18 protein-coding genes are annotated in these 20,249 nt (G+C 63.2%); 5 read left to right on the top strand and 13 right to left on the bottom strand.

Translation table 11 applies throughout. The annotated features are described in order from the left end of the window. Positions 1-37: 37 nt before the first annotated feature. On the bottom strand, positions 38-649 hold the full coding sequence (locus tag E6B08_RS21445) for a TetR/AcrR family transcriptional regulator (protein WP_136915852.1): 612 nt from the start codon (positions 647-649) through the stop codon (positions 38-40). 131 nt (positions 650-780) lie between these two features. Between E6B08_RS21445 and E6B08_RS21440 the strand changes: the two genes are divergently transcribed. Continuing rightward, positions 781-1,695: a DUF808 domain-containing protein gene (locus E6B08_RS21440; RefSeq protein WP_136915851.1), complete on the top strand. Its 915-nt coding sequence runs from the start codon at positions 781-783 to the stop codon at positions 1,693-1,695. Positions 1,696-1,814: 119 nt separating this feature from the next. On the opposite strand, the gene E6B08_RS21435 is transcribed toward E6B08_RS21440, so the two are convergent. From E6B08_RS21435 to puuE, 7 genes are all read right to left on the bottom strand, one after another. Further along, positions 1,815-2,597, bottom strand: coding sequence for an outer membrane protein OmpK (locus E6B08_RS21435; protein ID WP_136915850.1), 783 nt, complete (start codon positions 2,595-2,597; stop codon positions 1,815-1,817). A 354-nt stretch (positions 2,598-2,951) separates the two neighbouring features. Beyond that, entirely contained in the window at positions 2,952-3,737 is a 786-nt protein-coding gene (locus E6B08_RS21430; RefSeq protein WP_136917467.1) for an outer membrane protein OmpK, read from the bottom strand. 136 nt (positions 3,738-3,873) lie between these two features. Next, a complete protein-coding gene (locus tag E6B08_RS21425) occupies positions 3,874-5,229 on the bottom strand; it encodes a nucleobase:cation symporter-2 family protein (protein WP_136915849.1) in 1,356 nt (451 codons plus the stop codon). Between the two features lie 209 nt (positions 5,230-5,438). After that, positions 5,439-6,758, bottom strand: a complete 1,320-nt coding sequence (locus E6B08_RS21420; protein ID WP_136915848.1) for a urate hydroxylase PuuD — start codon at positions 6,756-6,758, stop codon at positions 5,439-5,441. A gap of 43 nt (positions 6,759-6,801) precedes the next feature. Further along, the gene (locus E6B08_RS21415) at positions 6,802-7,305 is read right to left on the bottom strand and encodes an ureidoglycolate lyase (RefSeq protein ID WP_136915847.1); all 504 of its coding nucleotides are present in this window, start codon (positions 7,303-7,305) and stop codon (positions 6,802-6,804) included. A gap of 109 nt (positions 7,306-7,414) precedes the next feature. Further along, positions 7,415-7,930, bottom strand: a complete 516-nt coding sequence (gene uraD / locus E6B08_RS21410) for a 2-oxo-4-hydroxy-4-carboxy-5-ureidoimidazoline decarboxylase (RefSeq protein ID WP_136915846.1) — start codon at positions 7,928-7,930, stop codon at positions 7,415-7,417. Beyond that, positions 7,930-8,856: an allantoinase PuuE gene (gene puuE, locus E6B08_RS21405; RefSeq protein WP_136915845.1), complete on the bottom strand. Its 927-nt coding sequence runs from the start codon at positions 8,854-8,856 to the stop codon at positions 7,930-7,932. Before puuE ends, uraD begins: the two co-directional genes overlap by 1 nt. A 387-nt stretch (positions 8,857-9,243) precedes the next feature. On the opposite strand from puuE, the gene uraH reads away from it, so the two are divergent. After that, positions 9,244-9,597, top strand: coding sequence for a hydroxyisourate hydrolase (uraH, locus tag E6B08_RS21400; RefSeq protein ID WP_136915844.1), 354 nt, complete (start codon positions 9,244-9,246; stop codon positions 9,595-9,597). Between the two features lie 243 nt (positions 9,598-9,840). Here uraH and E6B08_RS21395 read toward each other — a convergent pair whose 3' ends face one another. After that, positions 9,841-11,190, bottom strand: coding sequence for an NCS2 family permease (locus E6B08_RS21395; RefSeq protein ID WP_136915843.1), 1,350 nt, complete (start codon positions 11,188-11,190; stop codon positions 9,841-9,843). Between the two features lie 353 nt (positions 11,191-11,543). On the opposite strand from E6B08_RS21395, the gene E6B08_RS21390 reads away from it, so the two are divergent. Next, positions 11,544-12,302 carry a GntR family transcriptional regulator gene (locus tag E6B08_RS21390; protein ID WP_136915842.1) on the top strand — a complete coding sequence of 253 codons (759 nt, stop codon included), beginning with the start codon at positions 11,544-11,546 and terminating at the stop codon, positions 12,300-12,302. A 139-nt stretch (positions 12,303-12,441) separates the two neighbouring features. Continuing rightward, positions 12,442-13,140 (top strand): aquaporin Z, encoded by a 699-nt coding sequence (gene aqpZ / locus E6B08_RS21385; RefSeq protein ID WP_136915841.1) that lies wholly within the window; start codon positions 12,442-12,444, stop codon positions 13,138-13,140. Here the strand turns inward: aqpZ and guaD are convergent. The 4 genes from guaD to xdhA all read right to left on the bottom strand — a co-directional run bounded on the left by guaD (position 13,137) and on the right by xdhA (position 19,319). Further along, a complete protein-coding gene (gene guaD, locus E6B08_RS21380) occupies positions 13,137-14,441 on the bottom strand; it encodes a guanine deaminase (protein ID WP_136915840.1) in 1,305 nt (434 codons plus the stop codon). The two genes, aqpZ and guaD, sit on opposite strands and share 4 nt — an antisense overlap. A 10-nt stretch (positions 14,442-14,451) precedes the next feature. Then, complete coding sequence (xdhC, locus tag E6B08_RS21375; protein WP_136915839.1) at positions 14,452-15,297, bottom strand: xanthine dehydrogenase accessory protein XdhC; 846 nt, start codon at positions 15,295-15,297, stop codon at positions 14,452-14,454. Between the two features lie 175 nt (positions 15,298-15,472). Continuing rightward, complete coding sequence (xdhB, locus tag E6B08_RS21370; RefSeq protein WP_136915838.1) at positions 15,473-17,872, bottom strand: xanthine dehydrogenase molybdopterin binding subunit; 2,400 nt, start codon at positions 17,870-17,872, stop codon at positions 15,473-15,475. Then, positions 17,865-19,319, bottom strand: a complete 1,455-nt coding sequence (gene xdhA / locus E6B08_RS21365) for a xanthine dehydrogenase small subunit (RefSeq protein WP_136915837.1) — start codon at positions 19,317-19,319, stop codon at positions 17,865-17,867. Before xdhA ends, xdhB begins: the two co-directional genes overlap by 8 nt. 269 nt (positions 19,320-19,588) lie before the next feature. Here xdhA and E6B08_RS21360 point away from each other — a divergent pair, with 269 nt between their 5' ends. Then, positions 19,589-20,248 carry a GntR family transcriptional regulator gene (locus E6B08_RS21360; protein WP_136915836.1) on the top strand — a complete coding sequence of 220 codons (660 nt, stop codon included), beginning with the start codon at positions 19,589-19,591 and terminating at the stop codon, positions 20,246-20,248. Position 20,249: the final 1 nt, after the last annotated feature.

Below are 20,249 nucleotides of genomic sequence, written 5' to 3'. Positions count from 1 at the left end.
CTGTACTGGCCCGCGAAGAGGCCAGTACAGCCGATTCTCAGGCAGCCTCGGGCTCGCAACCCTTGAGCACCATGCGAATGATGGTCTCGGCCGCCGCCTCGTAATCGCTGTCGGCCAGCTTGGCCTTGCCGGTCACCGCCGAGATCTGCCAGTCGAAATCGGCGTAGGTCTGGGTCGCGGCCCAGATGCTGAACATCAGGTGATGGGCATCGACATGGGCGATCTGCCCGCGCTCGATCCAGCGCTGGATACACTCGATATTGTGCCGCGCCTGCTCGTTCAACTGCTCGACCTGGCTCGGCGACAGATGCGGCGCCCCGTGCATGATTTCGCTGGCGAACACCTTCGATGCGTGCGGCAGGTCGCGCGAGATGCGGATCTTCGAGCGGATGTACGCACTCAATACTTCTTTCGGATCGCCGTCGGCATTGAACGGCGTCGACGCCTGCATGATCGGCGCGATGATGCTTTCCAGGACCTCGCGGTAGAGGTTGTCCTTGGACTTGAAGTAGTAGTACACGTTCGGCTTGGGCAAGCCGGCCTTGGCCGCGATATCGCTGGTCTTGGTGGCGGCGAAGCCCTTGTCGGCGAATTCCTCGCTGGCCGCGCGCAGGATCAGTTCCTTGTTGCGCTCGCGAATGGTGCTCATTTTCGGGGATCTTCCTCGTGTCTGGCCACCTCTAAGAGGGATCGGGCATGGTAGCACCGGCCCCAACGGGCGCTCAAGGCAGCGGCTTTGGGCTAGAATCGGGCCCATTCACTCATTTGGAAAGCGCAAACATGGCAGGAAGCAGTCTACTGGTACTGATCGACGACATCGCCACGGTGCTCGACGACGTGTCGCTGATGACCAAGGTCGCGGCGAAAAAAACCGCGGGCGTGCTCGGCGATGACCTTGCGCTCAATGCCCAACAGGTCACGGGCGTGCGCGCCGAGCGGGAAATTCCGGTGGTGTGGGCGGTGGCCAAGGGCTCGTTCGTCAACAAGGCGATCCTGGTGCCGGCCGCGCTGCTGATCAGCGCCTTCATCCCCTGGGCGGTCACGCCATTGCTGATGCTCGGCGGTGCCTACCTGTGTTTCGAGGGCTTCGAGAAGCTGGCGCACAAGTTCATGCACAGCGAGGAAGAAGACCAGGCGCAGCATGCGGCGCGCAAGGAAGCGGTGGCCGACACCAACGTCGACCTGGTGGCCTTCGAAAAGGCCAAGATCAAGGGCGCGGTGCGCACCGACTTCATCCTCTCGGCCGAAATCATCGCGATCACCCTGGGCACCGTGGCCGATGCGCCGCTGACCCAGCAGATCATCGTCCTGGCCGGTATCGCCATCGTCATGACCATCGGCGTGTACGGCCTGGTAGGGGGCATCGTCAAACTCGATGACCTGGGCCTGTGGATGACCCAGAAGTCCTCGAAGGCGCTCCAGGCGGTCGGCAACGGCATTCTGCGCGCCGCCCCGTACATGATGAAAAGCCTGTCGGTGATCGGTACCGCGGCGATGTTCCTGGTCGGTGGCGGGATTCTGGTGCACGGGATCGCACCGTTGCATCATGCCATCGAGGCGTTCAGCGAAGGGCGCGGCGGGGCGTTGACCGGGGCATTGCTCAATGGGGTAGCGGGAGTGGTCGCTGGGGCGGTGGTGCTGGCGGTGGTGACTGCTGCCGGGAAACTGTGGCGAGTGGTTCGGCCCGCGGCTTGAGGTGTATGGCCGGGGTTTTACCCCGGTTCGCGGCGCAAGGCCGCTCCTACAGGTGATGCGCTCGTCTGTAGGAGCGGCCTTGTGCCGCGAAAGGGCTGCGCAGCAGCCCCATGCTCAGGTCAGAAGTGAACCTTGACCAGCAGGCTTGCGGTGTTCTGGTCGGTGGTGAACGCGTCGGAATCCTTGATCCCGTACTTGTTCTTCCAGTAGTCGTACTCGATACCTACGTACAGCTGCTTCTCGCCCAGGTGCATGGCCTTGCCCAGGTCGTACTTGATCTGCGGGTTGAAGTGCAGGTTGGCCTGGTAGGTGCCGTGGCGATTTTCGTCGTTGTCCACCACCCAGTCCATGAAGCCATCGATCAGCACGTCGGAAGAGCCGACCGGAATGGTGTAGGACCAGACCGGGGTAATCTGCCAGACGTTGTCACCGGCGCGGCTGCCATCGGTGGTGCGCTGGTAGAAGTTCAGCTGGAAGTAGTCGAAGCCAGGAATGTCCAGGTCGAAGCCCGGGCCGATCAGGTAGGCCTCGGTGTCACCTTCGCCGAACTCGTAGGTCATCGCCAGCAGCACGTCCTTGACCGGGCCGAACTCCAGCTTCTGGTCGAAGATCTTGCCGAACGACAGGCGCGGGCTGATCTCGCCATAGTAGGTGTTCGGGCCGTTGCTGGCGTCCTTCTTGCCCTGGTAGAAGATCTTGTCGACGAAGATGAAGTTGTCGCCGTACTTCCACGCGTCGGCGTGCTCGAAGGTGAAGGTCTGCTGGGTCTCGGGGTTGACCTTGAAGTTCTTGCCCCACAGGTAGGTGAGGCTGTTGTTCTGCCACTGCAGCAGGTCGCCGGCGAAAGAGGTGCCACAGGCCAGCAGGCCGCCCGCGAGAATCAGGCTGTTGATGATACGCATTGTTGAAGTCGCTCCCTAGGGTGATCAGTTGTCAGCGCTTGTTGATGGCGCCGTTTTTTGTCTTTTTAGTCAGCTTTTTTCGATTGGCCACAGCTGTTTGGCAAGAGTTGCGCCAACTTTCCGGGTTGGCGGCAACCGTCCTGCTCGACGTCGTTCTGCACCGATGAAAAGGGTCTTTCAGGCTGGCAACACATCCACCAACCGCCCGTATTCATTGACCGAGCGGTCAGTTAACGCGGGCAGGATCCGTCCTGCCCTGATCGAGGGGGCGCGCAGATTACTCACTTGCGCGCCTGGCCTCAAGTGCTCCGTCCTGGAGCACGCTGGAACAAAGTTGGGCGTTCGGTCAGTTTCCTAGAAATGCACCTTCACCAGGGCACTGGTCACGCTCTGGTTGCTGTCGACGTTGCCGCGGCTGTCGATGCCGTACTTGTCCTTCCAGTAGCTGTACTCGATGCCCACGTACAGTTGCTTGGCGCCCAGGTTCAGGGCCTTGCCCAGGTCGTACTTGACCTGCGGGTTGAACTGCAGGTTGGCGTGGTAGGTGCCGCGGCGGGTCTGGTCGTTGTCCACGACCCAGTCCATGTAACCGTCGATCAAAATGTCGGATCTGCCCATCGGGATGGTGTAGGACCACGCCGGGGTGATCTGCCAGACGTTGTCGCCCGGGCGGCTGCCTTCGGTGTTGCGCACGTAGAAGTTGAGGGTGAAATAGTTGAAGCCGGGGATGGCCAGGTCGAAGCCGGGGCCGATCAGGTAGGCCTCGTTGTCGCCTTCGCCGCGTTCGTAGGTCATGGCCAGCAGCACATCCTTGACCGGCCCGAAAGCCAGCTTGCGGTCGAAGATCTTGCCGAACGACAGGCGCGGGCTGAATTCGCCGTAGTAGGTGGTGACGCCTTTGCTGGCGTCGGCCTGGCCGTTGTAGAAGATCTTGTCGACGAACATGAACGTGTCGCCGTACTTCCATTTGTTGGCGTGCTCGAAGGTGATCGTCTGCTGGATACGCGGGTTGACCTTGAAATCCTTGCCGTACAGGTAGGTGAGGCTTTCGCCGTGCCACTGCAGCCATTCGCCAGCGTGGGCGGGGAGGGTGGCCAGCAGGCTGCTGCCCAACAGCAGGGACGAGGTGATGCGCTTCATGTCGTGATTCCCGGACTTGTCGTTGTTGGCGTTTTTTTTGTCGCGCAAGCGAGCCCCGTACGGTGCACGTCGAGTGAGCCGAGGCCGTTGCGTGTGTGGCGGATGGGGTGGGGCGGCCGACAGGGCCGCCCTTGCCTCAATGTTGCTGACAGGCCTCGTTGTGCCGGGCGCGGTCGGCGCCACCGAGGATGTTGAACAGCACGTTGAGCACCAGGGCGCTGATGGTCGCCATGGCGATGCCGCTGTGGGTGATGGGTTCCATCCACTGGGGCATTTGGGCGAAGAACTCCGGTCGCACCACCGGGATCAGGCCGAAGCCGACGCTCACTGCCACCAGCAGCTGGTTGCGTCGGTCACTGATGTCCGCTTCCTGGAGAATCTTGATGCCGGTGGCGGTGACCATGCCGAACATGGCGATGGACGCGCCGCCCAGCACCGCCGGCGGAATCGAGGCGATCAGGTAGGCCGCCTTGGGCAGCAGGCTGAGCAGGATCAGCAGCCCGCCGGCCATGACCGTGACGTAGCGGCAGCGTACCCCGGTCATTTGCACCAGGCCGATGTTCTGGGCGAACGAGGAGTGGGTGAAGGTGTTGAAGAAGCCGGCCACGAACGATGCGCCAGCGTCGCACAGCAGCCCGCGCCGCAGCATGCCCGGCGTTACCTCACGGTCGGTGACCTTGCCCAGGGCGAGGAACATGCCGGTGGACTCGACGAAGATGATCACCACCACCAGGCACATCGACAGGATCGGCGCCAGGCTGAAGGTCGGCATGCCGAAGTGCAGCGGCGTGACCACCTGCAGCCAAGGCGCCTGGCCCAGGCCGGAGAGGTCGACCATGCCGATGGAGCCGGCCAGCACGTAGCCCAGGCCCATGCCCACCAGTACCGAGACATTGACCCAGAAGCCACGCATGAAGCGGTTGATCAACAGGATCACGGCCAGCACCAGGCTGGCCACCAGCAGGTAGATGGGCGAACCGAAGGTTTCGGCCTCGGCACCGCCACCGGCCCAGTTGACCGCGACCGGGAACAGCGAAAGGCCGATCGAGGTGATCACCGTACCGGTGACCAGGGGCGGGAAGAAGCGCACGACCTTGGACATGAACGGCGCGATCAGCATGCCGAAGAAGCCGGCGGCGATGGTCGCGCCGAAGATCCCCTGCAGGCCCACGCCGGGCATGCCGGCCATGGCGACCATGCTACCGACGGCGGCGAAGCTTGCGCCCATCATCACGGGCATGCGGATACCGACCGGGCCGAAACCGAACGACTGGATGATGGTGGCGACGCCGGCGACCAGCAGGTCGGCGTTGATCAGGAAAGCGACTTCTTCACGGGAAAGGCCGGCGGCCTGACCGATGATCAGGGGGACGGCGATGGCGCCGCCGTACATCAGCAGCACATGTTGCAGGCCAACCAGGATCAGTTGGAACAGGGGCAGGGGCTGTCGCGGGGGCGCGACGGGAATGTACGCTTGGCGTAACTGGGACATGCAGCACCTCGAGTCTTGTTTTTATTCTCGGATCCAAGCGCCAGGCTTTACGTGGCAGGCTTCATGACGAAACCTGGGGTTCCCGTGGCAAAGCGTGACGCTCGATGCTTGCTTGTTGCGTATCGCTTGAGACAAAGGCCGGCAGTGCCGGCCTTCTCGCAGGCAAACCCGCTCCCACACGGGGAGCGGTGTCGCCTTGCAGTCGTGTTTCAGTTCACCGGGGCGCCCTTGGCGATCCAGTCACCGACCAGCTTGCGCTCCTCGGTGGTCATCTGGGTGATGTTGCCCAGCGGCATGATCTGGCTGGCGACCGCTTGCGCCTGGATGCGCGCGGCCTGGGCCTGGATCTGCTGCGGGGTGTCGAACATCACGCCGGCAGGGGCGGCGCTGAACAGTGGGCTGGTCGGCTTGGACGAGTGGCACACGGTGCAGCGTTCCTGGATGACATTGTGGATCTTGTCGAAGGCGTCGCCGCCAACCTGGGCCGTGGCTTCGGCCTGGGCCGGTGCAGGCGCCTCGGCGGGCTTGGCAGCCTCCTCTTCGCGCAGCTGCGCCGCGGTCTTGCCGCCGACGGCGGTGGCGGGCAACGGCTGGTACTCGATCTTCGCCGCGGCTTGCTCTGGGCTGGTTGGCATTGGCTTGGGGCCGGTGACGTAGGCCAGGCAGATCATCGCCAGGGCGCCGACCGGCAAGGTCCAGGCGTACTTGTTGCTGTCGTGGCGGGTGTTGAAGTAGTGACGGATGAGGACTGCCGCTACCGCGATGCCGGCCAGGATCAGCCAGTTGTACTGGCTGCCATAGGTGCTCGGGAAGTGGTTGCTGATCATGATGAACAGCACCGGCAGGGTGAAGTAGTTGTTGTGGCGCGAACGCAGCAGGCCTTTGGCCGGCAGGCGTGGGTCAGGGGTGGTGTTGTTCTCGATCGCAGCCACCAGTTGGCGCTGGGCCGGCATGATGATGCGGAACACGTTACCGACCATGATGGTGCCGATGATCGCGCCGGTGTGCAGGTACGCGCCACGGCCGCTGAACACCTGGCTGAAGCCCCAGCACGCGGCGATGATCAGGACGAACAGCACGCCGCCGAGCAGCGCCGGGCGTTTGCCCAGTGGCGAGTCGCAGAGCAGGTCGTAGATGAACCAGCCAGCCACCAGCGAACCGATACCGATGGCCACGCCCTCGGCACCGCTCAGGGTGCTGCCGGGGGCAAGCAGGTACAGGGTCGGGTTCCAGTAGAACACCACGCACAGCAGGGCGATCCCGGACATCCAGGTGAAATAGGCTTCCCATTTGAACCAGTGCAGGTTCTCGGGCATTTTCGGCGGTGCCAGCTTGTACTTCTCAAGGTGGTAGATACCACCGCCGTGGATGGCCCAGAGGTCACCCGACAACCCATCGCGCGGGTTGCTGCGGTTGAGGTTGTTTTCCAGCCAGACGAAGTAGAACGATGCACCGATCCAGGCGACACCGGTGATCATGTGAACCCAGCGAATGCTCAGGTTCAGCCATTCGTGAAGGTGTGCTTCCACAGTATGTACCTCATGCCAATCACCTTTGATGATCGACCTTTTCTTATTGGTGGGGATTGAGGATCAGCATCTGTTCCTCGGTGAAGTAATGCTCGTCGCAGTTGTTGCCGGAACCACTGCGATCAACCACCAGGAAGTCATCCCGCTTTTCGATCGTCAGCACCGGGTGGTGCCAGACGCCGCGATGGTAATTGATGCCCTGCCTGCCGTTGCTGCGGAAGGCTCGGACCAAACCTGATACAGGTGCATCGCCAACTGGCGCGACCACGATCAGAAAGGGGTTGCCGAGCAGCGGGATGAAAGCCTGGCTGCCCAGCGGATGGCGTTCCAGCATGCGGACCGTCAAGGGCATTTCCAGCGCGTCGGCGCGGAAGATGCTGATGATGGCCTTGTCCTCGGGCTCGGCGGTTTCGACCGTGGCGAGCTTGTGGAAGCGCATGGTCGAACCGTTGTTGATCATGAAGTGGTCGCTGCCGTCGGTTTCGATCACGTCACCGAAGGGGGCGAAGGCTTCTTTGGTCAGGGGCTCGATCATCAGGGTGCGCATGCGGGTCTCTCTTCTATTGTTCGTCGTTCTTGAATGGGGTGGACCGGCTGGCAGGTCAGGCCCTGGGTACGTTCGCGTCACGCACTCGGGCCAGGCCTGCGCCTGGCCCTCAAAGCTGCAACAGGCGGAACAGGGCGATCAGGTTGATCTGCGCCAGGGCTTCCTTGAACTCGGTGTCGGCATCGTTGTGAATGCGTTTTTCGAAGGCAGCGAGGATCTGGTGCCGATTGCTGCCTTTAACCGCCATGATGAACGGGAACTGGAACTTGGCCTTGTAGGCATCGTTCAGTTCGGTGAAGCGGGCGAACTCCTCGGCGGTGCATTGGTGGATGCCGGCGCCGGCCTGCTCGTTGGTGCTCGATTCGGTCAGCTCGCCCTGGATCGCCGCCTTGCCGGCCAGGTCCGGGTGGGCGTTGATCAGCGCCAGCTGCTCGGCATGGCCGGCGCTCAACAGGATGTCGCTCATGCGCTGGTGCAGCGCCTCGATCTCGTCCAGCTCGCCCGGTTGGCCCAGGTCATGGGCCTTTTCGGCGACCCACGGCGAGTGCTCGTAGATGTCGGCAAAGGCCTGGACGAAGGCGTCACGGCTCAGGGTCGATGGCTTGAGAGTCTTGAAGGCGGTCATCAGGCGTTCTCTTTCTTGTACGGGTGGGTGGCGTGCCAGTGGCGGGCGATGTCCACGCGACGGGCGAACCAGACCTGCTCATGGCTCTTGGCATAGTCGATGAAGCGCTTGAGCGCGGCCAGGCGAGCGGGGCGGCCGACCAGGCGGCAGTGCAGGCCGATGGAGAGCATCTTCGGTGCTTCGCTGCCCTCGGCATACAGCACGTCGAAGGCGTCCTTGAGGTACTGGAAGAACTGCTCGCCGCAGTTGAAGCCCTGCACCTGGGTGAAGCGCATGTCGTTGGTGTCGAGGGTGTAGGGGATCACCAGGTGCGGCTTGCCGGTAGGGTTGTTCGGCTCCCAGTAGGGCAGGTCGTCGTCGTAGGTGTCGCTGTCGTAGAGGAAGCCACCTTCCTCCATTACCAGGCGGCGGGTGTTCGGGCCGGTGCGACCGGTGTACCAGCCCAGTGGGCGCTCGCCGGTGAGTTCGGTGAGGATGCGGATGGCTTCGAGCATGTGCTCGCGCTCCTGGGCCTCGTCCATGTACTGGTAGTCGATCCAGCGGTAGCCGTGGCTGCAGATCTCGTGGCCGGCCTCGACCATGGCGCGGATCACGTCGGGGTGGCGCTGGGCGGCCATGGCCACGGCGAAGATGGTCAGCGGCACGCCGCTGTCCTTGAACAGCTTGAGCAGGCGCCACACGCCGGCGCGGCTGCCATATTCGTAGAGCGACTCCATGCTCATGTTGCGCGCGCCTTGCAGCGGTTGCGCGGCGACCATTTCGGAAAGGAAGGCCTCGGACTCCTTGTCGCCATGCAGGATGTTGCGCTCGCCACCTTCTTCGTAATTGAGCACGAAAGACAGCGCGATGCGGGCGTTGCCCGGCCATTGCGGGTGAGGTGGGGTGTTGCCGTAACCGATCAGGTCGCGAGGGTAGTCAGCGCTCACTGCTATCTTCCTTCTTGTGCGTTAGTGCGGGGTGGGCGGGCCGCGTCGGGATGTCGCACCACCGGATGGGCTGATTGTATACAACTTCTGAAATCTTTTGTAAGCCTGTTTTTCCGCATTTCTGCCCTTTTGTCGCTCCAGCTGCAGCGCTGAAACCTGTGCAAGAAACCTGCCTACTTGGTCAGCTAATAACCTTGGCGTGCAGATAGAGCCTGTATTTGCGACTGATGGCCGTTTTATGGGGCGTGCGACAGAAGGGAGTAAAAAATTGTGTACAATATTTTTTTGAAATGTCTTAATGAAGCCATTCCTGCCCATCGCATGCACTGTGCTGGTGCGAGGGCTGTGTATTTTTTGCCCACAGATTGAACAAGAGGCGACGAGCAAATGGGACGTTTGACCACACACGTATTGGATGCCGCTCACGGCTGCCCGGGTAGCGCGATCAAGGTCGAGCTGTATCGTGTCGAAGGCCAGCAGCTTGAGCTGGTCAACACTGCCCTGACCAACAGCGATGGCCGCGTCGATGCGCCGCTGCTGCAGGGTGACGACTATCGCACCGGCGTCTATCAACTGCAGTTCAGCGCTGGCGATTACTACCGTGGCCGTGGCGTGCAGTTGCCGGAAGCCGCATTTCTGGATGTGGTGGTGCTGCGTTTCGGCATCGACGAGAAGCAGGAGCATTACCACGTGCCGCTGCTGATCTCGCCGTACAGCTATTCGACCTATCGTGGAAGCTAGTTGGTCGCTAGAAGAATCTTCGTAGGTCCTTGGCCCGCTCTCACACTGGCGGGCTTTTTTTCGTCTATGGGTTTTGGGGGCTGTGCTGGCCTCTTCGCGGGCAAGCCCGGTCCCACAGGTTCATCGCAGTCCTCCGGCCTGGTGTCATCCTGTGGGAGCGGGCTTGTCCCGCGAAAGGGCCGGTACAGGCAATGGAAACGAACGAAGGGCGCCGAGGCGCCCTTCGTCTGTGTGTGGCTGGGTTCAGAGAAACACGAACTTGGCGATGAAGATCGCGCACAACACCCACAGGCTGGCCGAGATCTCCTTGTACTTGCCAGTACCTGCCTTCAACGCCACATAGCTGATGAAGCCCAGGGCAATGCCATCGGCCACCGAGAAGGTCAGCGGCATCATGATCACCGTGACGATCGCCGGAATGCTGTCGGTGGCTTCGTCCCAATGGATGTGCGCCATGCTGCCCATCATCAGCATCGCCACGTAGATCAGTGCGCCAGCGGTGGCGTAGGCCGGAATCATCCCGGCCAGCGGGGCGAAGAACATCGCCGCGACGAACAACACGCCGACCACCACAGCCGTCAGGCCAGTGCGACCACCCGCCGCGACACCCGCCGCGCTCTCCACATAGCTGGTCACCGGTGGCACGCCGACCACGGCGCCGAACACGCTCGAGGCGCTATCAGCCTTCAAGGCCCGTGACAGGTTCTCGATGCGTCCGTCCGGCGCGACCAGGTTGGCGCGTTGTGCGACGCCCATCAGCGTGCCGGCGGTATCGAACATGTGCACGAACAGAAACGCCAGCACCACGCTGATCATGCTGACGTTGAACACCCCGGCGACATCCATGGCCATCCAGGTCGGCGCCAGGCTCGGCGGCATCGACATCACCCCGCCGAACTTGACCAGCCCCAGGCCCCAGCCGGCCAGGGTCACGCCGATGATGCTGATGAGGATGGCGCCGAACACCCGTTTGTAGCTGAGGATGGCGATCAGCAGGAAGCACAGCGCCGCCAGCAGCGGGCCAGGCTCGTGCAGCGAGCCGAGCTTGATCAGCGTGGCCGGGCTGTCGACGATGATGCCCGCGGTCTTCAGGCCGATCAGTCCGAGAAACAATCCGACGCCGGCTCCCATGGCATGGCGCAGGCTGACCGGGATGCTGTTGAGCAACCATTCGCGCACTTTCGACAAGGTCAGGAACATGAACAACACGCCCGAGACGAACACTGCGCCCAGCGCCGTTTCCCAGTTGTAGCCCATGGTGCCGACCACGGTGTAGGTGAAGAATGCGTTCAGGCCCATGCCCGGTGCCAGGCCCACCGGCCAGTTGGCGTACAGGCCCATGAGCAGGCAGCCCAGCGCGGCGGCGATGCAGGTGGCGACGAACGCCGCGCCGTGGTCGATGCCGGCGTCGGCCATGATGTTGGGGTTGACGAAGATGATGTACGCCATGGTGATGAAGGTGGTCACCCCGGCGATCAGTTCGGTGCGTACGGTGCTGCCGTGTTGCTTGAGTTTGAAAATCCGCTCCAGCCAGCTCGTTTCGAGCGGGGGCGCGAGATCCAGCGTAGGGGCTTCGGATTTGCGGCTTTCCACAGCGGTACTCCTCAAGTCTTTCTTGTTGTTCTGGAGCCAGTGTCCTGCGCTATGCACTTGGTGGCTCCGCGAGGGAAGGCAGACGTCCGACCGATTTGTTGACTTGTTGGTCAGGAAGTTGCTCGCTGGATTATGCTTTTGTGTACAAAGAATGCAAATAATGTTTTATCTTTTGTTCGCACAAACCCCGGCACAACGGCTATATAAGTAAAGGGCGGCCTGCAGAAAGGGTTCCGCCTGTGTACAATGGCGCCATACCTTGGTCCTTCATTTTTCATCAGGACTTGCCAAGCACCCTCCGACAGGTATTACAGTCGAGGCTTGACTGGCGGATCCTTCGTGCTCGAGAGCCCATGAACGAACAGCTGCAACCTCTGAAAAAACCTGCGCGCACCGGCAAGGCTGGCCGTAGCGGTACCCAGGACGACATCGTCTATGCGCATATTTTCGAGGCGATCCTCGAGCAGCGCCTGGCGCCTGGCACCAAGTTGAGCGAGGAAGCGCTGGGCGAGATCTTCGGCGTCAGCCGCACCATCATCCGTCGTGCGCTGTCGCGCCTGGCCCACGAGAGCGTGGTGCTGTTGCGTCCCAACCGTGGCGCAGTGGTGGCCAGCCCTACCGTCGAAGAGGCACGCCAGGTGTTCTTCTCGCGGCGCATGGTCGAACGCGCCATCACCGAGCTGGCCGTGCAGCACGCCACTGCCGAACAACTCAACGAACTGCGCCAGATGGTGCGCGAGGAGCGCGACAGCTTCTCGCGTGGTGACCGCGGCGCGGGCATTCGCCTGTCGGGCGAGTTCCACCTGAAGCTGGCCGAGGCCGCCGGCAATGCGCCGCTGGTGAGCTTCCAGCGCAGCCTGGTATCGCAGACCTCGTTGATCATCGCCCAGTACGAAAGCGGCAACCGCTCGCATTGCTCGTATGACGAGCACATGCAGTTGATCGACGCCATCGAGGCCCGTGACGCGCAGCAGGCGGTGAGCCTGATGATGCACCACATGGACCACATCGACAGCAAGCTCAACCTCGACGAGGAGAGCGCCTCGGACGACCTGCATGCGGTGTTCTCGCACCTGCTGCAGAAAAAGCCCAAGGTGTCCGCCAAGGGTTGATCGTTCGCCGGTATGACCCCAGGGCCGCTTCGTGTCACTGGTCATCAGCCAAAGGTCTGCTAAATTCTTGTGGGCAAACCTTCATCAAGCAGTTGGGCTTGCGCAATTGATTGCGGGACAACTACTTGAGGAAGGTTTCATGAGCATGTCTCTGGGTACACGGATGGGTGCCGAGCTGGTCGGCACGTTCTGGTTGGTTCTCGGTGGGTGTGGCAGTGCGGTACTGGCGGCCAGCTCCCCGGTCGGCATCGGCGTGCTCGGTGTCGCCTTCGCTTTCGGCCTGACGGTCCTGACCATGGCATTCGCCATTGGCCATATTTCCGGTTGCCATCTCAACCCCGCGGTTTCGTTCGGGCTGGTCGTGGGCGGGCGCTTTCCGGCCAAGGAACTGCTGCCCTACGTGATCGCCCAGGTGATCGGCGCAGTGCTGGCAGCTGGGGTGATCTACTTCATCGCCAGCGGCAAGGCCGGTTTCGAGCTGTCGGCCGGGCTTGCCTCCAACGGCTACGCCGAGCACTCCCCAGGTGGCTACACATTGGCCGCCGGCTTCGTCAGCGAAGTGGTGATGACCGCGATGTTCCTGGTGGTGATCATGGGGGCCACCGACGCCAGAGCGCCGGCCGGCTTCGCGCCGATTGCCATCGGCCTGTGCCTGACCCTCATCCACCTGATCTCGATCCCCGTGACCAATACCTCGGTCAACCCTGCGCGCAGTACCGGGCCGGCCTTGTTCGTCGGAGGCTGGGCGTTGCAGCAGCTGTGGCTGTTCTGGCTGGCACCGCTGATCGGCGCCGCGATTGGCGGCGCCTTGTACCGAGGCCTCGCCCCCAAACCCTAGCGCTGGTGCACGCAGCGGCCGGCGGCGTAGGTTTCACGCACCGTGCGGTCGTCACCCAGGGTCGTGAGCACGAACAAGGTTTCCTCGATGCTGTTGGATTGTTGGAGGCGGTAGTCCAACAGCGGCGTGGCCTTGTAGTCCAGCACCACGAAGTCGGCGTCATTGCCGGGCCGCAGGCTGCCGATGCGGTCGTCCAGGCGCAGCGCGCGGGCGCCGCCGAGGGTGGCCAGGTACAACGACTTGTAGGGGTGCAGGCGTGCGCCTTGCAACTGCATGACCTTGTACGCCTCGTTCAAGGTATTGAGCAGCGAGAAGCTGGTACCGGCACCCACGTCGGTCCCCAGGCCAACGTTGACCTTGAAGCGCTCGGCCTGGGGCAGGTTGAACAGCCCGCTGCCGAGGAACAGGTTGGAGGTGGGGCAGAACGCTACGGCAGAACCGGTCTCAGCCAGGCGCTGGCATTCGTCGTCGCACAGGTGCACGCCGTGGGCGAACACCGAGCGTTCGCCGAGCAGCTCGAAGTGGTCGTACACGTCCAGGTAACCGTTCTGCTCGGGGAACAGCGACTTGACCCAGTCGATTTCCTTGAGGTTCTCGGACAGGTGGGTGTGCAGGTACAGGTCCGGGTATTCCTTGAGCAACTGGCCGGCCATCGCCAATTGTTCCGGGGTGCTGGTGGGGGCGAAGCGCGGGGTCACGGCGTAGTGCAGGCGGCCCTTGCCATGCCAGCGCTCGATCAGCGCCTTGCTCTCGGTGTAGCTGGTTTCGGCGGTGTCGGTCAGGTACTCGGGGGCGTTGCGGTCCATCATCACCTTGCCGGCGATCATGCGCAGGTCCAGGCGCTCGGCCTCCTCGAACAGGGCATTGACCGACTGCGGGTGCACGCTGCCGAACACCAGGGCGGTGGTGGTGCCGTTACGCAGCAGTTCCTTGATGAAGATGCCCGCCACCTTGTCGGCGTGGTCCTTGTCGGCGAACTGCTTTTCGCAAGGGAAGGTGTAGGTGTTCAGCCAGTCCAGCAATTGTTCGCCGTAGGAACCGATCATGCCGGTCTGTGGGAAATGGATATGGGTGTCGATGAAGCCGGGAGTGATCAGGGCATCCTGGTAATGCACCACTTCGATACCGGCGTCCAGGGTCGGCAGCAGCTCGCTAGCCGGGCCGACAGCGCTGATGCGGCCATCTTCGACCACCAGCAGGCCGTCTTCGTAGTACTCATGGGAAGCGTCCAGGCCCACCTCGGCCGGGTCGGCGATGCTGTGCAGGATGGCGGCGCGGTAGGCTTTGCGGGTAAGGGTCATAACACACTCGTCAAATGGCTTGGCTGCGCCGGGAGGGCGGCAGCAACTGGGCAATGGGGCCGGCATTGGCGCCAGCGTCGTGCTGGCCGAAGCAGGCGTTGTAGGTGGCGATGATTTCCCCGGCGATGGACACGGCGATCTCGATCGGCAGCTTGCCCTTGACCTCGGCCAGGCCCATGGGGCAACGCATGCGCGCCATCACGGCATCGTCGTAGCCGCGTTCGCGCAGGCGATGCTCGAACTTGACCCGTTTGGTCTTCGAGCCGATCAGGCCGAACCAGGTGAAATCGTTGCGCTTGAGAATGGCGGCGGTCAGTTCCAGGTCGAGCTGGTGGTTGTGGGTCATGACGATGCAGTAGCAGCCGGCAGGCAGCTCGGCCACTTCGTCGACCGGCTCCTCGCTGACCACCTTGGTCACCCCACTGGGGATGAGCGCAGGGAATTCCTGTTCGCGCGAATCGATCCAGCGCACCCGGCAGGGCAGCGCGGCGAGCAAGGGTACCAGAGCGCGGCCGACATGGCCCGCGCCGAACACCGCGATCTCTGCCTGCACCGCAGCCATCGGTTCGAACAGCAACACGGTGACGCCGCCGCAGCATTGACCCAGGCTCGCGCCCAGGCTGAAACGCTCCAGATGCGGGGTGGTGCGGTGCTCGGCGAGCATCTGCCGGGCGATGTGCAGGGCCTTGTACTCCAGGTGGCCGCCACCGATGGTGTCGAACAGCGCGGTGGCGCTGACGACCATCTTCGAGCCGGCATTGCGCGGTGTGGAGCCGCGTTCTTCGATGATGGTCACCAGTACGCAGGGTTCGCCACGGGACTGGTGGTCGGCGAGGGCGTTGATCCATTGGTGCATGATTCGGTTCCTCTTCAGAACAACGCGGTCCGCTTTTTATTGTGGGAGCGGCCTTGTGTCGCGAAAGGGCTGCGCAGCGGCCCCAAAAATCCCTGCTGCTGCACAAATCATGGGGCCGCTGCGCGACCCTTTCGCGACACAAGGCCGCTCCCACAGAAAAAGCGGAGCGGTGGCGTTACTGGCTCACGGTTTCCAGTTCCCGCTCGGCCGGTTGCTGCAGGGCGTGCGCCTTGCGCATCTGCTCGCAGCCCCACAGCACCCGCTCCGGCGTCGCCGGCGCATCCACCAGCGGTTGCACCTTGTAGTCGGCGATGCTCGCCACGGCGTCCTTGATCGCGCACCAGGCAGCGATGCCGAGCATGAACGGCGGCTCGCCCACGGCCTTGGAATGGAACACCGTGTCCTCGGGATTCTTGCGGTTTTCCACCAGCTTCACCCGCAGGTCCAGCGGCATGTCGGCCACCGCCGGGATCTTGTAGCTGGCCGGGCCGTTGGTCACCAGCTTGCCTTTGGCATTCCACACCAGTTCCTCGGTGGTCAGCCAGCCCATGCCTTGGATGAAGCCGCCCTCGACCTGGCCGATGTCGATGGCCGGGTTCAGCGACGCGCCGACGTCATGCAGGATGTCGGCACGCAGCATCTTGTACTCGCCGGTCAGGGTGTCGACGATCACCTCCACGCAGGCAGCGCCGAAGGCGAAGTAGTAGAACGGCCGGCCGCGGGCCTGGTTGCGGTCGTAGTAGATCTTCGGCGTGCGGTAGAAGCCGGTGCTCGACAGCGAGACCTGGGCGAAGTAGGCCAGTTGCACCAGCTGCTCGAAGCTGACGATCTGGTCGCGCACGCGCACATGGCCGTTGCGAAACTCCACATCTTCCTCGGTGACCTGGTAGTGCCGGGCGGCGAATTCGGTCAGGCGCTGCTTGAGGATCTCGGCGGCATTCTGCGCGGCCTTGCCGTTCAGGTCGGCGCCGCTGGAAGCGGCCGTGGGCGAGGTGTTGGGCACCTTGTCGGTGTTGGTTGCGGTGATCTGGATGCGGCTGAAATCGACCTGGAACACCTGCGCCACCACCTGCGCGACCTTGGTGTTCAGGCCTTGGCCCATCTCGGTGCCGCCGTGGTTCAAGTGAATGCTGCCGTCGGTATAGATGTGGATCAGCGCGCCGGCCTGGTTGAGGAAGGTGGCGGTGAACGAGATGCCGAACTTGACCGGCGTCAGCGCCAGACCCTTCTTCAGGATCGGGCTGTTGGCGTTGAAGCGCCGGATCGACTCGCGGCGCTCGGCATAGTCGCTGCTGGCCTCGAGCTCGGCGGTCATCTCTTCGAGCATGTTGTGCTCGACGGTCTGGTAGTAGTGAGTGACGTTGCGCTCGGTCTTGCCGTAGTAGTTGGCCTTGCGCACCGCCAGGGGATCGCGGCCCAGGTGGCGGGCGATGTGGTCCATCACCTGCTCGATGGCGACCATCCCCTGCGGGCCGCCGAAGCCACGGTAGGCGGTGTTGGAGGCGGTGTTGGTCTTGCAGCGGTGGCCATGCACCGTGGCATCGCCCAGGTAGTAGGCGTTGTCGGAGTGGAACATGGCGCGGTCGACGATCGAGCCTGACAAGTCGGGCGAGTAACCGCAGTTGCCGGCCAGGTCCAGGTTGATGCCGTGCAGGCGACCATCGTCATCGAAGCCGACGTCGTACTCGACATAGAACGGGTGGCGCTTGCCGGTCATGGTCATGTCCTCGACCCGGGGCAGGCGCATCTTGGTCGGTTGGCCGGTCAGGCGCGCGATCACCGCGCACAGGCACGCCGGGCTGGCGGCCTGGGTTTCCTTGCCACCGAAACCGCCGCCCATGCGGCGCATGTCCAGCACTACCTTGTTCATCGGTACGTCGAGCACTTCGGCGACCAGCTTCTGCACTTCGGTTGGGTTTTGCGTCGAGCAGTAGACGATCATGCCGCCATCCTCGGTGGGCATCACCGAGGAAATCTGCGTCTCCAGGTAGAAGTGTTCCTGCCCGCCGATGTGCAAGGTGCCCTGCAGGCGATGCGGCGCACTGGCCAGCGCGTTGGCCGAGTCGCCGCGCTGGTGGGTGTGGCTGTCGAGCACGAAGTGCTTCTTGCGCAGGGCCTCGACCACGTCCAACACAGGTTCCAGGTCCTCGTACTCGACGATCGCCGCCATCGCCGCGCGGCGGGCGGTGTCGAGGTCGCGGGCGGCCACGGCGAGCACCGGCTGGCCGAAGAACTCGATCTTGTCGATGGCCAGCAATGGGTCGCCGGCGACCACTGGGCCAATGTCCTTGAGCCCGGGGATGTCTTCGTGGGTGATGGCGATGCGCACGCCTTCGAAGGCATAGCAAGGCGAGGTGTCGATGCGCACGATGCGTGCGTGGGCGCGGTCTGCGGTGCGCGCATACACGTGCAACTGGTTGGGGAATTCCAGGCGGTCGTCGATGTATACCGCCTCGCCAGAGACGTGCTTGTCGGCGCTGTCGTGCTTGATGCTGCGCCCGACCCCGGTGGCCAGGTCCTGGCGGAACAGTTCGGCCATCTCGGCCTGGCTCTTGGCTGCGTGATGGTTAGACATAAGCGGTCACCCGGGTCTCGATGTGCGGTGTTTGCTGTTCGATGAAGTACTTGCGCAGCAGGTTCTGCGCGGTCAGCAGGCGGTACTCGGAGCTGGCGCGGAAGTCGCTGAGTGGGGTGAAGTCCTCGGCCAGGGCCTGGCAGGCGCGCTCGATGCTGGCCTGGGTCCAGGGCTTGCCGCGCAGGGCCGCTTCGCAGGCGCGGGCGCGCTTGGGGATGGCGGCCATGCCGCCGAAGGCGATGCGCACGCCGCTGACCACGCCATCTTCGATGCTCAGGTTGAAGGCACCGCACACGGCGGAAATGTCGTCGTCCAGGCGCTTGGAGACCTTGTAGGCGCGGAACGTCCAGTCGTTGCTGGCGCGGGGCACCACGATCTTCTCGATGAACTCGCTGTCCTGGCGGGCGGTGATGCGATAGTCGATGAAGTAGTCTTCCAGCGCCATGGTGCGTTGGCGTTCCCCCTGGCGCAGGACGATCTGCGCGTCCAGGGCGATCAGCAGGGGTGGCGAGTCGCCGATCGGCGAGGCGTTGCCGATGTTGCCGCCGAGGGTGCCCTGGTTGCGGATTTGCAGCGAAGCGAAGCGGTGCAGCAGGGCACCGAAATCGGGGTATTCGGCGTCCAGGGCGGTGTAGCAGTCGGTGAGCGGGGTCGCGGCGCCGATTTCCAGGTGGCTGCTGGTCGTCTCGATGCGCTTGAGTTCTGCGATGTGGCCGACGTAGATCATCACCGGCAGTGTCTTGTGCATCTGGGTGACTTCCAGTGCCAGGTCGGTACCGCCGGCCAGCAGGCGCGCCTCGGGATGCGAGCTGTACAGGTCAGCCAGGTCGGCCACGGTCAGCGGCACCAGGCAGCGCTTGTCTCCGCTGTTGAGTTCGTCGGTCTGGGTCGGGGTGATGGCCTTGAGGCGGCTGATGGTCTGCGCCTGCTGGGCATCGAACTGGTCCTGGCAAGGGCGCTGGCAGCTTTGCTCGGCCGCATCGAGGATCGGTCGGTAACCGGTGCAGCGGCACAGGTTGCCGGCCAGGGCTTCCTGGGCGCGGTGCAGGTCATGGCCGCTGCTGTTTTTTTGCAGGGCGAACAACGACATCACGAAGCCTGGGGTGCAGAAGCCGCACTGCGAGCCATGGCAGTCGGCCATGGCGCGTTGCACGCTGTGCAGCTCGCCTTGGTGCTTGAGGCCTTCGACGCTGATCAGTTGCTTGCCGTGCAGCGCCGAAACGAAGGTCAGGCATGAGTTCAGGCTGCGATAGCGCAGGCTGTCCTGGCCGTGTTCGTCCTGAGTCAATTCGCCCACCACCACGGTGCAGGCGCCGCAGTCGCCGCTGGCGCAGCCCTCCTTTGTGCCGGGTTTGCCCAAGTGCTCGCGCAGGTACTGCAGCACCGTCATGTTCGGGTCCAGGGCGTGCTCACGGCGCAGCTCCTGGTTGACGAGAAACTGGATCACGGGGATGGCCTCGCAATGGTTTTATTGTTGTCGGGCGGACTCTAAGCAGACCTGACGACTTGGTCAATATTTTTCTGACTCAAAGGTCAGGAAAAAGCACGAGCCCCTGCCCAACGGCCTGTTGCTGTCCCTTTCCCAAGCATAGATCGCGCCGTCTTTGGCTGCCGGGCGCTGGTCGAATAAACCGCATGCCCCCTCTGCGCGAGCGCTGGCCAAGTGCGCTACAATCGCCTCCTTAGTGCCCAGTCCAATGATTTTGAAGGAAAACCATGACGTTCAAGGCGCCGGACAGCCTCTCCGAGCAGATTGCCGACTACCTCGCAGAGCGGATCATTCGTGGCGAACTCGCGCCTGGCGAACGCATCCAGGAGCAGAAGGTGACCCAGGCCCTGGACGTCAGCCGTGGCTCGGTGCGCGAGGCGCTGCTGATCCTCGAACGTCGCCATCTGGTCGCCATCCTGCCGCGCCGCGGCGCCCATGTCACCGAACTCGGCGAGCACAACGTGCGCAGCCTGTGCACCTTGATGGGCGAGTTCTACATCCTGCTGGGCAACGCGGTTGCACAAAAATGGCGCCTCGACACCGATCTGCGCCCGTTCCTGGACATCCAGCAGCGCCTGCAGCACGCCTGCGACCGGCAGGACATCAAGGCCTTCGTTGCCGACAGCTTCTCGGTGATGCGCGCCGCCTATCCCTTCGCCGACAACCCCTACCTGCAGGAAACCGTGGAGAACCTGCAGCCGGCCATGAGCCGTGCCTATTACCTGGCACTGGATCAGCGCCAGGCGAACATGGTCGACTACCTTGAACTGTTCGCCCGCTTGCTCGACGCCGTGGTCGCCCGCGACCTGCCGCGCATTCGCGAGGTACTCAGCGCCTACAGCCAGCGCAGTTGCGAACTGGTGCTGGCCGCGCTGGCCCGAGGCTGAC

The organism is Pseudomonas putida, assembly GCF_005080685.1.
GTDB lineage: Bacteria > Pseudomonadota > Gammaproteobacteria > Pseudomonadales > Pseudomonadaceae > Aquipseudomonas > Aquipseudomonas putida_V.
The sequence above is the reverse complement of the archived record's forward strand: the minus strand, read 5'-3'. Positions and strand labels throughout refer to the sequence as shown.

Bases quoted from the DNA above. Each gene is read 5' to 3' on its own strand.
- E6B08_RS21445 (WP_136915852.1), bottom strand. From the start codon at position 649: ATGAGCACCATTCGCGAGCGCAACAAGGAACTGATCCTGCGCGCGGCC.
- E6B08_RS21440 (WP_136915851.1), top strand. From the start codon at position 781: ATGGCAGGAAGCAGTCTACTGGTACTGATCGACGACATCGCCACGGTG.
- E6B08_RS21435 (WP_136915850.1), bottom strand. From the start codon at position 2,597: ATGCGTATCATCAACAGCCTGATTCTCGCGGGCGGCCTGCTGGCCTGT.
- E6B08_RS21430 (WP_136917467.1), bottom strand. From the start codon at position 3,737: ATGAAGCGCATCACCTCGTCCCTGCTGTTGGGCAGCAGCCTGCTGGCC.
- E6B08_RS21425 (WP_136915849.1), bottom strand. From the start codon at position 5,229: ATGTCCCAGTTACGCCAAGCGTACATTCCCGTCGCGCCCCCGCGACAG.
- E6B08_RS21415 (WP_136915847.1), bottom strand. From the start codon at position 7,305: ATGCGCACCCTGATGATCGAGCCCCTGACCAAAGAAGCCTTCGCCCCC.
- uraD (WP_136915846.1), bottom strand. From the start codon at position 7,930: ATGACCGCCTTCAAGACTCTCAAGCCATCGACCCTGAGCCGTGACGCC.
- uraH (WP_136915844.1), top strand. From the start codon at position 9,244: ATGGGACGTTTGACCACACACGTATTGGATGCCGCTCACGGCTGCCCG.
- E6B08_RS21390 (WP_136915842.1), top strand. From the start codon at position 11,544: ATGAACGAACAGCTGCAACCTCTGAAAAAACCTGCGCGCACCGGCAAG.
- aqpZ (WP_136915841.1), top strand. From the start codon at position 12,442: ATGAGCATGTCTCTGGGTACACGGATGGGTGCCGAGCTGGTCGGCACG.
- guaD (WP_136915840.1), bottom strand. From the start codon at position 14,441: ATGACCCTTACCCGCAAAGCCTACCGCGCCGCCATCCTGCACAGCATC.
- xdhC (WP_136915839.1), bottom strand. From the start codon at position 15,297: ATGCACCAATGGATCAACGCCCTCGCCGACCACCAGTCCCGTGGCGAA.
- xdhB (WP_136915838.1), bottom strand. From the start codon at position 17,872: ATGTCTAACCATCACGCAGCCAAGAGCCAGGCCGAGATGGCCGAACTG.
- E6B08_RS21360 (WP_136915836.1), top strand. From the start codon at position 19,589: ATGACGTTCAAGGCGCCGGACAGCCTCTCCGAGCAGATTGCCGACTAC.